Origin of the sequence: Natrinema marinum, from assembly GCF_024296685.1 — an archaeon.
Lineage (GTDB): Archaea > Halobacteriota > Halobacteria > Halobacteriales > Natrialbaceae > Natrinema > Natrinema marinum.
In genome coordinates this window covers 742,905-756,286 of sequence record NZ_CP100763.1, presented here as the reverse complement: position 1 = coordinate 756,286, position 13,382 = coordinate 742,905, and the positions used below count along the sequence as shown (strand labels likewise).

General features: G+C 66.9%; 13 protein-coding genes. 6 read left to right on the top strand and 7 right to left on the bottom strand.

Going from position 1 to position 13,382, the window contains the following annotated elements; all coding sequences use genetic code 11:
* Positions 1–340: 340 nt before the first annotated feature.
* Both NKH51_RS03785 and NKH51_RS03780 read left to right on the top strand, forming a co-directional pair.
* The gene (locus NKH51_RS03785) at positions 341–1,885 is read left to right on the top strand and encodes an acyl-CoA carboxylase subunit beta (protein WP_254765110.1); all 1,545 of its coding nucleotides are present in this window, start codon (positions 341–343) and stop codon (positions 1,883–1,885) included.
* A 1-nt stretch (position 1,886) separates the two neighbouring features.
* Entirely contained in the window at positions 1,887–2,246 is a 360-nt protein-coding gene (locus tag NKH51_RS03780; protein ID WP_277998681.1) for a DUF8022 family protein, read from the top strand.
* Between the two features lie 45 nt (positions 2,247–2,291).
* On the opposite strand, the gene NKH51_RS03775 is transcribed toward NKH51_RS03780, so the two are convergent.
* Positions 2,292–3,437: an SPFH domain-containing protein gene (locus NKH51_RS03775; protein ID WP_254763920.1), complete on the bottom strand. Its 1,146-nt coding sequence runs from the start codon at positions 3,435–3,437 to the stop codon at positions 2,292–2,294.
* 193 nt (positions 3,438–3,630) lie between these two features.
* Here NKH51_RS03775 and NKH51_RS03770 point away from each other — a divergent pair, with 193 nt between their 5' ends.
* A complete protein-coding gene (locus NKH51_RS03770) occupies positions 3,631–5,469 on the top strand; it encodes an acetyl-CoA carboxylase biotin carboxylase subunit (protein WP_254763919.1) in 1,839 nt (612 codons plus the stop codon).
* A gap of 392 nt (positions 5,470–5,861) precedes the next feature.
* Here NKH51_RS03770 and NKH51_RS03765 read toward each other — a convergent pair whose 3' ends face one another.
* A complete protein-coding gene (locus NKH51_RS03765) occupies positions 5,862–6,986 on the bottom strand; it encodes a TIGR04053 family radical SAM/SPASM domain-containing protein (RefSeq protein WP_254763918.1) in 1,125 nt (374 codons plus the stop codon).
* A 147-nt stretch (positions 6,987–7,133) separates the two neighbouring features.
* Between NKH51_RS03765 and NKH51_RS03760 the strand changes: the two genes are divergently transcribed.
* Both NKH51_RS03760 and NKH51_RS03755 read left to right on the top strand, forming a co-directional pair.
* Entirely contained in the window at positions 7,134–7,523 is a 390-nt protein-coding gene (locus NKH51_RS03760) for an Htur_1727 family rSAM-partnered candidate RiPP (RefSeq protein ID WP_254763917.1), read from the top strand.
* Positions 7,520–8,737 carry a TIGR04347 family pseudo-SAM/SPASM protein gene (locus NKH51_RS03755; RefSeq protein ID WP_254763916.1) on the top strand — a complete coding sequence of 406 codons (1,218 nt, stop codon included), beginning with the start codon at positions 7,520–7,522 and terminating at the stop codon, positions 8,735–8,737. Before NKH51_RS03760 ends, NKH51_RS03755 begins: the two co-directional genes overlap by 4 nt.
* A 66-nt stretch (positions 8,738–8,803) precedes the next feature.
* Here the strand turns inward: NKH51_RS03755 and NKH51_RS18880 are convergent, their stop codons facing one another.
* From NKH51_RS18880 to NKH51_RS03745, 3 genes are all read right to left on the bottom strand, one after another.
* On the bottom strand, positions 8,804–8,929 hold the full coding sequence (locus NKH51_RS18880) for a DUF7577 domain-containing protein (RefSeq protein ID WP_425606684.1): 126 nt from the start codon (positions 8,927–8,929) through the stop codon (positions 8,804–8,806).
* A gap of 68 nt (positions 8,930–8,997) precedes the next feature.
* The gene (locus NKH51_RS03750) at positions 8,998–9,303 is read right to left on the bottom strand and encodes a CGCGG family putative rSAM-modified RiPP protein (protein WP_254763915.1); all 306 of its coding nucleotides are present in this window, start codon (positions 9,301–9,303) and stop codon (positions 8,998–9,000) included.
* 107 nt (positions 9,304–9,410) lie between these two features.
* Positions 9,411–9,836, bottom strand: coding sequence for a MoaD/ThiS family protein (locus NKH51_RS03745; protein ID WP_254763914.1), 426 nt, complete (start codon positions 9,834–9,836; stop codon positions 9,411–9,413).
* Positions 9,837–9,930: 94 nt separating this feature from the next.
* On the opposite strand from NKH51_RS03745, the gene NKH51_RS03740 reads away from it, so the two are divergent.
* Positions 9,931–11,313 (top strand): heme-copper oxidase family protein, encoded by a 1,383-nt coding sequence (locus NKH51_RS03740; RefSeq protein ID WP_254763913.1) that lies wholly within the window; start codon positions 9,931–9,933, stop codon positions 11,311–11,313.
* A gap of 38 nt (positions 11,314–11,351) precedes the next feature.
* Here NKH51_RS03740 and NKH51_RS03735 read toward each other — a convergent pair whose 3' ends face one another.
* Together NKH51_RS03735 and NKH51_RS03730 are read right to left on the bottom strand one after the other, a co-directional pair.
* Positions 11,352–12,551 (bottom strand): hypothetical protein, encoded by a 1,200-nt coding sequence (locus NKH51_RS03735; protein ID WP_254763912.1) that lies wholly within the window; start codon positions 12,549–12,551, stop codon positions 11,352–11,354.
* Between the two features lie 3 nt (positions 12,552–12,554).
* Positions 12,555–13,187: a DUF7998 family protein gene (locus NKH51_RS03730; protein ID WP_254763911.1), complete on the bottom strand. Its 633-nt coding sequence runs from the start codon at positions 13,185–13,187 to the stop codon at positions 12,555–12,557.
* Positions 13,188–13,382: the final 195 nt, after the last annotated feature.

Below are 13,382 nucleotides of genomic sequence, written 5' to 3'. Positions count from 1 at the left end.
CCCACACCTTAATACCTTACATTCGGCGACTATATTCTCTATTTCAGTATTTCATCACATTCTGTCAGTGTCCGAGTCGTATTTATTTTCGAATTAGAAGATAGAATACCGAACGTTCACTCGAGGCGGCCCGGTACTGGACCGACGGAGACGGGTCCGTTCGAATCGTACTCTCGAGTGGCAACTGGCGTCGCGACCGTAATGCAATCCGACGCCGCCACCCGTGTGCCATGATACCACTCGAACCCTCATGGGAAATAATACGAGTTACAGAACGTTTTTTATTCAGGTCCCCGTTTCCTCGGGCAATGAGTCGCCACGGGAGGGTTTCCCTATGACGATGGAAGACCGCATCGACGAACTCGAGGAACTCCGAGAAGAGGCGCGTAAAGGTGGTGGCGAAGCCCGAATCGAGAAGCAACACGACAAGGGGAAGATGACCGCCCGCGAGCGGATCGATTACTTCCTCGACGACGGCACGTTCACGGAGTTCGACCAACTCCGGACCCACCAGACGAGCCAGTTCGGGATGGAGGAGAAGAAGGTCCCCGGCGACGGTGTCGTCACGGGCTATGGCGAGGTCAACGGGCGGACCACGTTCGTCTTCGCCCACGACTTCACCGTCTTCGGCGGTTCGCTCGGCGAGGTCTTCGCCGAGAAGGTCTGCAAGGTCATGGACATGGCGATGGAAGTCGGCGCGCCCGTCATCGGGCTCAACGACTCCGCCGGGGCTCGTATTCAGGAAGGCGTCAAAAGCCTCGCCGGCTACACCGAAATTTTCCGCCGGAACCAGGAAGCCAGCGGCGTCGTCCCCCAGATCTCCGCGACGATGGGGCCGTGTGCCGGCGGGGCCGTCTACTCCCCGGCGATCACGGACTTCATCTTCATGGTCAAAGACACCAGCCACATGTACATCACCGGCCCCGGTGTCACCAAGACCGTCACCGGTGAGGAGGTCTCCCACGAGGAACTCGGCGGCGCGATGACCCACGCCAACAAGACCGGCGTCGCCCAGTTCGCCTGTGAGAGCGAAGAACAAGCTCTCGACGACATCAAGCGGCTCCTCTCCTATCTGCCCCAGAACAACGTCGAAGACCCGCCCCGCGTCGAGCCGTGGGACGACCCCGACCGGCGCGACGAGCAACTCAAAGACATCGTCCCGCCGAGCCCGCAAAAGCCCTACGACATGACCAACGTCATCGATTCGGTCGTCGACGAGGGGTCCTTCTTCGAGGTGGCGGACAACTTCTCCCAGAATATCGTCGTCGGCTTCGGCCGCCTCGATGGCCGCTCGGTCGGCCTCGTCGCCAACCAGCCCCGCGTCAACGCCGGCACGCTGACCGTCGACGCCTCGATGAAGGCCTCGCGGTTCGTCCGCTTCTGTGACTCCTTCAACATCCCGATCGTCACCTTCGTGGACGTGCCCGGCTACATGCCCGGCACCGATCAGGAACACCGCGGCATCATCCGCCACGGCGCGAAACTGCTCTACGCCTACGCCGAGGCAACCGTCCCCCTGCTGACGGTCATCACGCGCAAGGCCTACGGCGGTGCCTACTGTGTCATGGCCTCGAAGAACCTCGGCGCGGACGTCAACTACGCCTGGCCGACCGCCGAAATCGCCGTCATGGGCCCCCAGGGCGCGGTCAACATCCTCTACCGCCAGGAACTCGAGGAATCCGACAACCCCGACGAGCTCCGCGACGAGCTCATCGAGGAGTACCGCGAGGAGTTCGCCAACCCCTACACTGCGACCGACAAGGGCTTCCTCGACGACGTGATCATCCCGACGGAGACCCGCCCGCGGCTGATCCAGGACCTGAAGATGCTCGAGTCCAAACGCGAACAGAACCCGGACAAGAAACACGGCAACATCCCGCTGTAACATGACTTCACAGCAACAGACGGCCGGCGAGGCGACCGCCGCCTCGGTGGCGACCGACGAGGTGGCCGCCGACGGGCAGCCAGCCGGCTTCGAGGTGGCCTTACCCGGCGATATCAGCCTCGATCTACCGGACGACGCGGACGACGAGGAGGCGGCGGCCATCGCGGCCGCGATCGGTGCCCACCTCCACGATCACGCGCTCGCGGCCGCCGCCGCGGCCGCCAGCGGCGAAGAGACGTGGGACGACAAGCGCTGGGCCTTCGCCGGCCGCGTGCGCGCACAGCAACACCGGACCGTTCGCGTCCCGCGCGACGCGCCGACTAACGCGTGGTCGGCCGCGGGGCGAACCGAGCGGTTCTGAACCGTCTCGCCGAGATAGTCGCGCGGACGCCGGGCGATCCGTTTCCTAATCGTCGGTACTCCTGTCGGATTCGTCTCCAAGTTCCGTGATCTCGATCGGTTCGTCTGTGCCCGACCCGACATCTTCGCCCTCTTTGATCGCCTGAGCTTCCTCTTCCATCGCTTCGACGTCCATCGTCGCCTGCTCGTCGATCTCGCCGATGATTTCGCTGATATCGTCCAGCCCGATCAGTTCGCGCGTCTCCGCGTCGAACTCGAGGCTCTCGAGGGCCGTCCCGTCCCCTTCGATATCGCTGCCCGAGAGATGTTTGCCGTAGCGGCCGACCAGCGAGGAGAGTTCTTGGGGCATGACGAACGTCGTCGACTCGCCTTGGCCGATCTCGGAGAGGGTCTCCATTCCTTTGTCGATGACCGCTCGCTCGCCCATCGATTCGGCGGATCGGGCCCGGAGTACGGTCGAGATCGCGTCGCCCTGTGACTCGAGGATCTGACTCTGTTTCTCACCCTGTGCGCGGATGATGTTCGACTGTTTCTCGCCTTCGGCCTGTTCGACCGCGCTGCGGCGTTCGCCCTGGGCTTCGAGGATCATGGCGCGACGACGGCGCTCGGCTGAAGTCTGTTCCTCCATCGCGCCTTTGACGCCCGCGGACGGCGTGACCTCGCGGACCTCGACGGACTCGACTCGAATGCCCCACTCGTCGGTCGGCTCGTCGAGTTCCTCGCGGATCCGCCCGTTGATCATCTCGCGACGACTGAGCGTGTCGTCGAGTTCCATGTCGCCGATGACGGCGCGCAGGGTAGTCTGGGCGAGGTTCGAGACGGCGCGCTTGTAGTCGTCGACTTCGAGGAAGGCGCGCTTGGCGTTCATCACGCGGATGTAGACGACGGCGTCGGCGGTCACCGGCGAGTTGTCGCGGGTGATCGCTTCCTGAGACGGCACGTCGATCGTCTGGGTCCGCATGTCGAACGTGTAGATGCGCGAGACGAACGGCGGAACGATGTTCAGCCCCGGCTCGAGCAGGCCGCGGTAGTCGCCGAAGACGGTCAGCGCGGCCTTGTCGTAGGCGTCGACGATCTCGACCATCTGCCAGACCGTGACCGCGACGAGCAGGAGGACGACCGCGCCGGCGATCAAGAGCGGATCCTCGAGCAGTGACTGAGCCTGCAGTGGACCACGTACGAACGCGAGCATGTCCGATTCAAGGGTCGAGGGCGCATAACGATTGCCCATAACTAGCACGGGCCAGCTCCCGAAGGCGCGTGAGAGGACGCCAGGTCCGGACTCGATCCGACGGCGGTCGGGGCCGTCGGCCGGCAAATACTGACGAATTATCGAACCGGTTGCGAAAAAGTAAGGTAGGCCCCTCACGACGGTTTCCACAGGAATGTTCAGGAAGGTTCTCGTGGCGAACCGCGGAGAGATTGCCGTCCGCGTTATGCGGGCATGCGAAGAGTTGAACATCGGAACCGTCGCCGTCTACTCCGAGGCCGACAAGGACTCGGGACACGTCCGCTACGCCGACGAGGCGTACAACGTAGGACCGGCGCGCGCGGCCGACTCGTATCTCGATCACGAAGCCGTCATCGAGGCCGCGCGGAAGGCCGACGCCGACGCCATCCATCCGGGCTACGGCTTCCTCGCCGAGAACGCCGAGTTCGCGGGCAAGGTCGAGGACGCCGAGGGGATCACTTGGATCGGCCCGTCCAGTTCGGCGATGGAATCGCTCGGCGAGAAGACCAAAGCCCGGACGATCATGAACGAGGCCGACGTGCCGATCGTCCCCGGGACGACCGACCCCGTCACCGAACCCGAAGAGGTCGAAGAGTTCGGCGAGAAACACGGCTACCCGATCGCCATCAAAGCCGAAGGCGGCGGTGGCGGCCGCGGCATGAAGGTCGTCTGGGACGAAAGCGAGGTCGAAGACCAACTCGAGAGCGCCCAGCGCGAGGGCGAAGCCTACTTCGACAACGACTCGGTCTACCTCGAGCGCTACTTAGAGCAGCCCCGACACATCGAGGTCCAGATCCTCGCGGACGAGCACGGCAACGTCCGTCACCTGGGCGAACGTGACTGTTCGCTCCAGCGCCGCCACCAGAAAGTCATCGAGGAGGGTCCCTCGGCGGCGCTCTCGGACGAACTCCGCGAGAAGATCGGCGAGGCCGCCCGCCGTGGAGTCGCCGCCGCGGACTACACCAACGCCGGCACCGTCGAGTTCCTCGTCGAGGAGGAGGACCGCGAGGCTGGCGAACTGCTCGGCCCCGACGCGAACTTCTACTTCCTCGAGGTCAACACGCGAATTCAGGTCGAACACACCGTTACCGAGGAGATCACGGGGCTGGATATCGTCAAGCGCCAGATCAAGATTGCCGCCGGCGAGGCGGTCGACTTCGAGCAAGAGGACGTCGATATCGACGGTCACGCGATGGAGTTCCGCATCAACGCCGAGAACGCGGCCAACGATTTTGCACCCGCGACCGGCGGCACGTTAGAGACGTACGACCCGCCGGGCGGGATCGGCGTTCGGATGGACGACGCGCTGCGACAGGGCGACGAACTCGTCACCGACTACGACTCGATGATCGCCAAACTCGTCGTCTGGGGCGAAGACCGCGACGAGTGTATCGAACGCTCGCTGCGCGCCCTCCGCGAGTACGACATCGAGGGGATCCCGACGATCATCCCGTTCCACCGGCTGATGCTCACCGACGAGGAGTTCGTCCAGAGCACGCACACGACGAAGTACTTAGACGAAGAACTCGACGAGACCCGCATCGAGGAAGCCCAAGAGCAGTGGGGCGGCGACACCGGCGACGGCGGTAGCGAGGACGACGAGGAGTCCGTCGAACGCGAGTTCACCGTCGAGGTCAACGGCAAACGCTTCGAAGTCGAACTCGAGGAACACGGTGCGCCGGCGATCCCGACCGGCGACGTCGGCGCTGGCGGCGCACAGGCCAGCCGACCGGAGCCCGCGGGCGGCTCGAGCGACGACGGTCCCGACATTCAGGGCGACGGCGAGGTCGTCGAGGCCGAGATGCAGGGGACGATCCTCGACGTGGAAGTCGAGGAGGGCGACGAGGTCGCCGCCGGCGACGTGCTGGTCGTCCTCGAGGCCATGAAGATGGAAAACGACATCGTCGCCTCCCAGGGCGGCACCGTCACCCAGATCGCCGTCGAAGAAGGCGAAAGCGTCGACATGGGCGATACGCTCGTCGTCCTCGAGTAAGGGGCAAGGGGCTAGCCCTGCGCTGGGCCGCGAATATCTTCGGGGAAACGACGACAACCGGTCCGGACCAACGACAGACTGCACGCGACACCCGTCTGACACCCTGCGAGCGGGTGACGGTGACGGTTGCCTGCCACATCTCACCGTCACCCACATATTGCATCCACGTGTCGCGTGTCCGCCGCAGCGATCCGTCGAACCGATCGGCGTGTCGACCCTCGGCTCTACCGAGCTAGATCAGCGGCGCTGGGGCCGTGCCCGTCGACTCGAGGCATCGTCACTGGTGGACGGTCAGCCAGCACGGCTCCGACGCCGCAGCAGCCACTTTCTCTCATCACTTACTTAGAGAGGTACAGACGGTAGCATTCGTGGGGTCGCCACTTACAGTTGACTCAGTCGCCGCTCGAGACGCCCCGTGCGCCGCCGTCGGCGTCGTCCCAGGGCAGCGGCCCGTCGTACTTGTCGGGAACGTAGGGGCAGAGCGGATCGCTCCCGAGCGGGTCGCCGGTGTGGGCGAACGCGCGTGAGCGGCTGCCGCCGCAGACGTAGCGGTAGGGGCAGACACCGCACTTGCCCGACAGTTGATCGCGGTCCCGTAGCGACCGGAACAGCGACGAGCCCCGGTAGATCTCGGTGACCGGTCGCTCGCGGACGTTGCCCGCGGATTCGGGGAGGAAGCCGGAGGGGAAGACCTCGCCCGTGTGGCTGACGAACGCGAAGCCATCGCCGGCGACGATGCCGGTGCGGCGCTGGACGCCGGGATCTGGTTTACCATCGCCGTCGTCGGCCGTCGCCTGGCGTTGCATCACGACTCGCCGATAGTGGGGGGCCTCCGTCGTCTTGACGCCGAAGGGCTCCGTCTCGCTGACTTCGGCCAGCCACTCCATCACCGCGTCGGCCGTATCGGGCGTGACCGACTCGAGGACGCGCCCGCGGCCGACGGGAACGAGGAAGAAGACGCTCCACATGACGGCCCCGATCTCGGTCAGTAGCTCTCGGATCGCGGGAAGTTCGTCGACGGTCTGCCGGCAGACCGTGGTGTTGACCTGCACGGGGACGCCGAGCTCGCGCGCGTCCTTGACGGCCCTGATCGTCTCCTCGAAGCTGCCGGCCTCGCCGCGGAAGGCGTCGTGGGCCTCGGGCGAGGCCCCGTCGAGGCTGACGGCCATCCGCTTGAGCCCCGCGTCGGCCATCTCCTCGATCCGGTCGGCGGTCAGCGAGCCCGTACCGCTGGGCGTGATCGTCATTCGCAGGCCGAGGTCGTCGCCGTGGGCGATCAGCTCCGGAACGTCGTCGCGGACGAGCGGGTCACCGCCCGAGAGGACCACGAGCTGCCCGTCGCCGAAATCGGCCGCTTGCTCGAGCAGTTCCTTCCCCTCGACCGTCGAGAGCTCGTCGGGGTGGCGCTGGGGGTTGGCGTCGGCCCGACAGTGATCGCAGGCGAGCCCGCAGGCCTGGGTGAGTTCCCAGATGAGGACGAACGGTCGCTCGGACGTGTCGAGATTGCCGGGGCGCATAGCGGAGGCTGGGCGACGCGCGACCGAAAACGCCCCTCTCGTTCCCGCGGGCCGGGAAGACGGGAAGATGTTCGTCCCCACGCGGCGGTGTTCCCACGCGCTGGGAGGTGACGGAACGGCCTTCGAGTTCGTCTCGAAGGTGTAGATATGGTAGAGAAGGCACGCCGCTCGAGGGTCGAAAGCGACGAGCGCGGGAACCCGGTCCCGCAGTGGGAGGTGTTCGTCCGCAACGAGGCGGGCAACCCGCTGCGACACGTCGGGAGCGTCGCCGCCGCGAGCGCGACGGAAGCCCACGAACACGCCTCGCGGCTATTCGGCTGGTACGCGGAGGATGTCTGGCTCTGTCCGGCCGAGTCGGTCGAGCGATACTCGACGCGGGGGCTCGCGGACGCAGCGAGCGGACGCGACGAGACTGCCGGAGACAGTGACGACAGCGACGAAGACGGCGACGATGGCCGCGTAGAGCACGAGGACGGGAGCGACGAACCGCGCGTCTACAAGGAGACCGCCGGCGCCTCCGAGGTGAACAGCCTGTGATCTCGATCAGCAAACTCCTCTGTGATCTCGACGCCGAGGGCGACGGGCTGCGCTACGACGCGGCCGAGGGCTCCGCGAAGCCACAGATCACCGAAGAGAAACAGCGCCGGCCGGTCGTCGTCTGGAACACGACTCGCCGGTGTAACCTCTACTGCTCGCACTGCTACGCCGGCGCCGAGACCGAACCCGGCTCCGGCGAGTTCACGACCGCCGAAGGGAAAACGTTCCTCGATCAGCTCGCCGACTTCGGCGCGCCGGTCGTGCTCTTTTCCGGCGGCGAGCCGCTGGTTCGGGACGATCTGATCGAACTCATCGCCTACGCAGCCGACCAGGGGCTCCGGCCGGTGCTGTCCTCGAACGGAACGCTGCTCACCCGCGAGAAGGCCGCGGCGCTGCGAGACGCTGGCCTCCAGTACGCGGGCATCTCGGTCGACGGGCTGCCGGAACGCAACGACCGCTTCCGGGGACAGGAGGGCGCGTTCGAGGCCGCCGTCCGCGGCATCGAGAACTGCCTCGAGGTCGGGCTCAAGACCGGCCTGCGGTACACGATCACCGAGGCCAACGCGCCGGACCTCGAGGGGGTCGTCGACCTGCTGGCCGAGAAAGGGCTGGATCGCTTCTGTTTCTACCACCTCGATTACGGCGGCCGCGGGGCCGAGATCGTCGACGCCGACCTCACGCCCCGCGAGAAGCGCGAGGCGGTGAAGCGAGTGGCCGATCTCACGCTCGAGTACCACAACCGGGGCGAGGAGATCGAGACCCTGCTCGTCGGTAACTACGCCGACGCCGCCTTCCTCGTGGAGTACGCCCGCGAGGAGTTCGGCGAGGCGAAGGCGCGGGCGGTCTACGAGCACCTCGAGCGAAACGGCGGCGATCCGACGGGCGAGCGGATCGCGGACGTCGACTACCAGGGCAACGTCCACCCGACGCAGTTCTGGCAGGGGTACAGCCTGGGGAACGTCCGCGATCGCCCCTTCGGCGAGATCTGGGAGGACGAGTCGAATCCGCTGCTCGAGGCGCTTCGGAACCGCGAGGAGCGACTGACGGGGAAGTGTGCTGACTGCCAGTACAAGTCGATCTGTCGTGGCGCGTCGCGGCTGCGAGCCCTGGCGACGGAGGGCGACCTCTTCGCGCCGGATCCGCAGTGTTACCTCCGCGACGACGAGATCAGCGGGGAGGATACGGGATCGGTCGTCGGCGGTGCCGCGGACTGATCGCGGCTCGAGAGTTGAGGCTTCGAATCAGCGCGTCGTCCCGGCGTGTCCGGCGCCCCCTCGTTCTCACGAGGTCGCGCTCGCCGGGAGATGTCCGAGACAGCGACGACAGTACGTATAGAACGTCCCGTTCTCCGTTCCGCAGACCCTGCAGGTAATCAGGTCGTTCGCAGAGGCAAACTCCGTGCCCATGTCCACCCGTAGGGCTCCGAATCGGATATTCCTCCGCCCCACGCATGCAAGGCCCCAAGCGGACCGCTTCACTCCCCGTCCACGTGGACGCGAGTGACGTGACCGCCGCAACCGCACCGATCGACGTACTCGAGCCGGATACCGTCGAACGCGGCCTCGAGTTCGTCCCAGAGGTACGTCTCGGGGTGACCGTGGTCGCCGTGGGTGACGAGGTTGACGTGGTAGCCGGCCTCGGTCGCGTCGACCGCGTCCTTGGCCTGCTCGACGACCAGCTCGCGGTCCACCGCGTGTGCCGGCTGCTCGAGGTTCGCCGACCACGAGGCGTCGTGTTCCGTTCGTGTCACGGGCTCGACGCCGGAGACGTCTTCGGTCATACGTCGAAATCGGCTGCGAACGGCCGTAGTCCCTGAGCCGAACGGGTTCGGCCTCGAGTCGGCGGTGGCACTGCCCGCCAGCGCGATCGCCGCGACAGCCAGCGCGGTCAGCAGCAGAACATGAACGGGTAGATCAGCGCGACCCGGTCACCGTCCTCCAGCGCCGCCTCGAACCCGCCGAGGTGCTCGTTGAACCGGCCGTTGATACAGACTCGCGCGTACGGCCGGGTCTGCTCGCCCTCGGGGTTCTTGCGCCAGGTCCCGGGGAGGTCGTCGGGTACCGGCGCCCAGCCGCTGTGGGTCGCCTCGGCTTCGGTCTCGGCGATGAGCATCTCCTCTAACTCGTACTCGTCGAAGAAGGCCTCGAGGAACGCCCGGAGCGTGGTCCCCTCGAAAGCGAACTCGAGTTCGTGGGTGCCGACGGCGTCGCGGACGTGGCCGGTACAGCGAACGGTCACGGTGGTCGTCGCTCCCGCTCGGTCGGGCGCTGCCTCCGTAGTGCGGTTGGCGGTCGTGGCGTGATTCGATCCCATGGCTCGCTCCGGTTATACGGGACGCGCGTGCAAACGCTTCGTTCCGAACGTGTTCGGGACGAACGGCACGGCCGTGCGGATCGAACCCCGACGTATGAACCAGATTCCGGGCGGGTTACGGACCGACCAGCAGCCGCCGATGGCGATCCCGTTGCGGCACTTCGTCCTCGCGCTGGGCTTTCTCGTCGTCGGGGTCGGCGCCGGAACCGTGATGGCTCTCACGTCGCTTCCGGGCCTGTCGGGGCTGGCACGGCTACACGTCCTGTTGGTGGGCTGGATCGCGATGACGATCATGGGGGCGATGACCCAGTTCGTCCCGGTCTGGTCCGGCGTGACGATCCACTCGAGACGGCTCGCGGTCGCGCAACTGTGGCTCGTCACCGGTGGATTGCTCGGGTTCGCGGCGGCACTGCTCGCCGGCGCGCTCGCCTGGCTACCGGTCGCCGGCGCACTCATGCTGCTGGGCGTCTGGACGTTCGTCTACAACATCGGTCGCACGCTCGCACGGGCGCGGCCGTCCGATTTCACCGAGCGCCACTTCGCGCTCGCGCTCGCCTGTTTCGCGCTCGTCGCGCCGCTGGGAGTCCTGCTGGCGACTGACTTCGCGACGCCGGTGTTCGATTCGCTTCCGGTCGGTCGGCTCGAGGTCCACCTCGCTCACGCGACGGTTGCGCTGTTCGGCGCCCTGCTCGCGACGGTCGTCGGCGCGCTCTTCCAGCTCGGAAAGATGTTCACGCAGGCCGAGCCCGACCGGTACGACGAGCGGCTGCTGGCGCTCGAGCAACTGTGTTTTCCGACGGGGTTGGTGCTGCTCGCGTTCGGTCGCGGGCTCACCCTCGAGGCGCTGGCGCGGATCGGCGCGGTCGCGTTACTCGTCGGCCTCGCCGCGTTCGCGGTCGTCGTCGGGCGGCTGCTGGCCGGCGCGACGGTCGAGCGGTCGCCGATGATCGACCGCTACTGGGTCGTGGTCGGATCGCTGCTCGCGTGGATCGCGTTGGCCGCACCGACCTGGTGGGCCGATCCGCTCGCCTACGGCTCCCTGTTCGGCCACCCCGACGGCCGAGGTATCCTCCTCTACGGCGTCTTCGGCTTCGTCGTCATCGGCTCGCTCTACCATATCGTCCCCTTCATCGTCTGGATCGAGCGCTACAGCGATCGGCTCGGCTTCGAGAAGGTACCGATGATCGACGACCTCTACGACGACCGGCTCGAGCGGGCCGACTTCTGGACGACGCTCGTCGGCTTCGGCGGGCTGGCGGCGGGTCCGCTCGTCGGCCTCCCACCCGCCGTCCTCGCCGCGAGCAGTGCCCTCGCGACGGTCGGCGTCGCTCTGTTCGTGGCGAACGTCCTATTGACGATCCACCGCCACGGCCCCGACGGGATCGGCGGCGTGCTCTCGAGCGCGCTCGAGTCCGGCGAGGAATCGGCTGGCGTCGAGTCGAGCGGTCCCGACGTCGACGTCTCGCCGGAGCGGTAGCGGGACGCGATTCGGATACCGCGTGCGGACGTCGATTTCTATCGGGCGCGCTCGAGGAAAACCGTCCAGAGAACGGTGACGTAGAGCGCCGCGCCGAGGACGGAGAGCCAGCGTCCGGCTCCGACCAGCGACGGGGCCGACGCGAGTAGCCCCGTGACCTCGAAGCCCAGCCCGCCGATCAGCGACGCCACCGAGAGCCGTGCGGTCCGGTCGCCGACACCCCACTGCGACGCGACGGCGGGCGGATAGAAGCGGTAGGTGACGCCGACGATCGTCAGGCCGACGAAACCGCCGACGGCGAGCCGGTAGTGAGCGTCGTACGCGGCCGGGGGAACGCTCGCGGCCGGTGCGAACGCGAACAGCAGTCCGAGGGCGGCGATCAGCGCGCCACAGCAGGCCGCAGCGAGGATCGCCCGGCCGCCGACGCGTCGGCGGTCGGTCCGTCGAAAGAGGTCCGCAACGGCGACCGCGAAGCCGACGAGCGCGGTCGCCTCGAGGGCACCGCCGAGGCGAAAGAGCGCCCCGCCGCGGAAGTCGGCGGCGAGCAGGGCGGGACCGGCGACGCCGGCGGCCAGTACGAGTCCGACGAGCGAGGGCCTGACCGAGGCGACCAACAGGCGCGGGAACAGGCGGAAGCCGACCGCGAACACCAGCAGGGCCACGGTGCCGGCCGCAAGCAGGTGGGTCGTCGCCGGGCCCGGCGCGACCACCGGTGGCTCGAGGCCGAGTTCGATCGCGAGCGACAGCGACGAGCCGACGAGCAGGTACGCGAGGACGGCGGGGACGGCCGCGTTCGCGAGGCGATCGACTCGCTCGCGGTGGGCGTCGGTCGTGCCGGTTCCGGTCTCCTGCCCGGTCGGATTATCCCGAACGGTCCAGCCGATCGCGGCGACGAAGACGAGACAGCCGACGAACCAGCTCCCCGCGCCGAGGAGCGCGAGCGCGGGCGGACCGAGCCCCGCACCGGCCGCGGCGGCACCGACCGTGCCGACGACCGCGAGCGGGAGGTGGACCGCCGGCGCGCGCGGGACCGCGAGCTCGCGGGCGAAGTACGACGGAATCAGCGTGTACGCCTTCCCGAAGGCGACGTGGAGGACGAACCCGGTGACGCCAAGTGGAACCGTCGCCGCTCGCGGCAGGCCCGCGGCCACGGCCACTTGCCACGCGAGAAAGAAGCCGATGCCGACCGCGACGAACGCGCGCGACCAGCGCGTGACGGTCGCGGTCGCGTTCCCCATGACTCAGAACGGCGACCCTACGGACGACTCGTCTTCGCTCCCCCGTCCGAAGACGCTGCTCGGTCCGGGACTGGCCGAGTCGTCGGGCACTTCGCCGGTTTCTCGGTACCGCTCCTCGAGGTCCGCGAGCGTCTCGTTGAGCGCTGCCGACTGGTGGTGGCTCGGCCGGACGCGGACGCGCACCAGGTCGTACTCGTGGCGGTCGCTCAGGCCGTTCCAGGCGCGGAACGACCCCTTGACGAGCGCGTCGGCCTGCGGACAGAACTCCGTGGTGGGGCTAAACTCCGCCCGCAGGACGGCGGGGTCCTCGGCATCGACGGCGTACCGATAGCCCGCGTTTGGATGGCGGCGGTCGAGGTTGAGCCGCGCCAGATTGTAACCGAACGTCGCGTCGTAGACGCCCCGCTCTTCGAACAGCTCGCGCGTGATCTCGTGGAATGCGACGTGGTCGTCGCCCTCGAGAACGTCGTGGCTCGCGAGGAACGCGCCCGGTTCCGGGACGTTGTCGGGAACGAAGGTCCCCGGCTCGTCGAAGCCGCTCTCGCCGTCGGTCGCGTCAGTCGATCGGCCGCTCGAGAAGGGGTTCATACTGCCAGCAGGTACATGCTCCATCGGCCAGTATGTCTTCCCGAACATGTTCTGTCATCCGGAATCGTGAACGTTCACCTTCGTTTTGCCGGGTTCTCGTCGCTACAATCGCCGATTGGCCGCCTGCTGTCGGCGCTTGAAGTGTTCCAAACTCGAACATAGTAATTGGTTTTTATTAAAATATTAGTCAAATAAATGCCTCGATGGACATATATGTCCATTTGTGCCCACACGTGTGGTCCA

Bases quoted from the DNA above. Each gene is read 5' to 3' on its own strand.
- NKH51_RS03770 (WP_254763919.1), top strand. From the start codon at position 3,631: ATGTTCAGGAAGGTTCTCGTGGCGAACCGCGGAGAGATTGCCGTCCGC.
- NKH51_RS03730 (WP_254763911.1), bottom strand. From the start codon at position 13,187: ATGTTCGGGAAGACATACTGGCCGATGGAGCATGTACCTGCTGGCAGT.
- NKH51_RS03760 (WP_254763917.1), top strand. From the start codon at position 7,134: ATGGTAGAGAAGGCACGCCGCTCGAGGGTCGAAAGCGACGAGCGCGGG.
- NKH51_RS03775 (WP_254763920.1), bottom strand. From the start codon at position 3,437: ATGCTCGCGTTCGTACGTGGTCCACTGCAGGCTCAGTCACTGCTCGAG.
- NKH51_RS03740 (WP_254763913.1), top strand. From the start codon at position 9,931: ATGAACCAGATTCCGGGCGGGTTACGGACCGACCAGCAGCCGCCGATG.
- NKH51_RS03780 (WP_277998681.1), top strand. From the start codon at position 1,887: ATGACTTCACAGCAACAGACGGCCGGCGAGGCGACCGCCGCCTCGGTG.
- NKH51_RS03765 (WP_254763918.1), bottom strand. From the start codon at position 6,986: ATGCGCCCCGGCAATCTCGACACGTCCGAGCGACCGTTCGTCCTCATC.
- NKH51_RS03735 (WP_254763912.1), bottom strand. From the start codon at position 12,551: ATGGGGAACGCGACCGCGACCGTCACGCGCTGGTCGCGCGCGTTCGTC.
- NKH51_RS03785 (WP_254765110.1), top strand. From the start codon at position 341: ATGGAAGACCGCATCGACGAACTCGAGGAACTCCGAGAAGAGGCGCGT.
- NKH51_RS03750 (WP_254763915.1), bottom strand. From the start codon at position 9,303: ATGACCGAAGACGTCTCCGGCGTCGAGCCCGTGACACGAACGGAACAC.
- NKH51_RS18880 (WP_425606684.1), bottom strand. From the start codon at position 8,929: ATGGGCACGGAGTTTGCCTCTGCGAACGACCTGATTACCTGCAGGGTC.
- NKH51_RS03745 (WP_254763914.1), bottom strand. From the start codon at position 9,836: ATGGGATCGAATCACGCCACGACCGCCAACCGCACTACGGAGGCAGCG.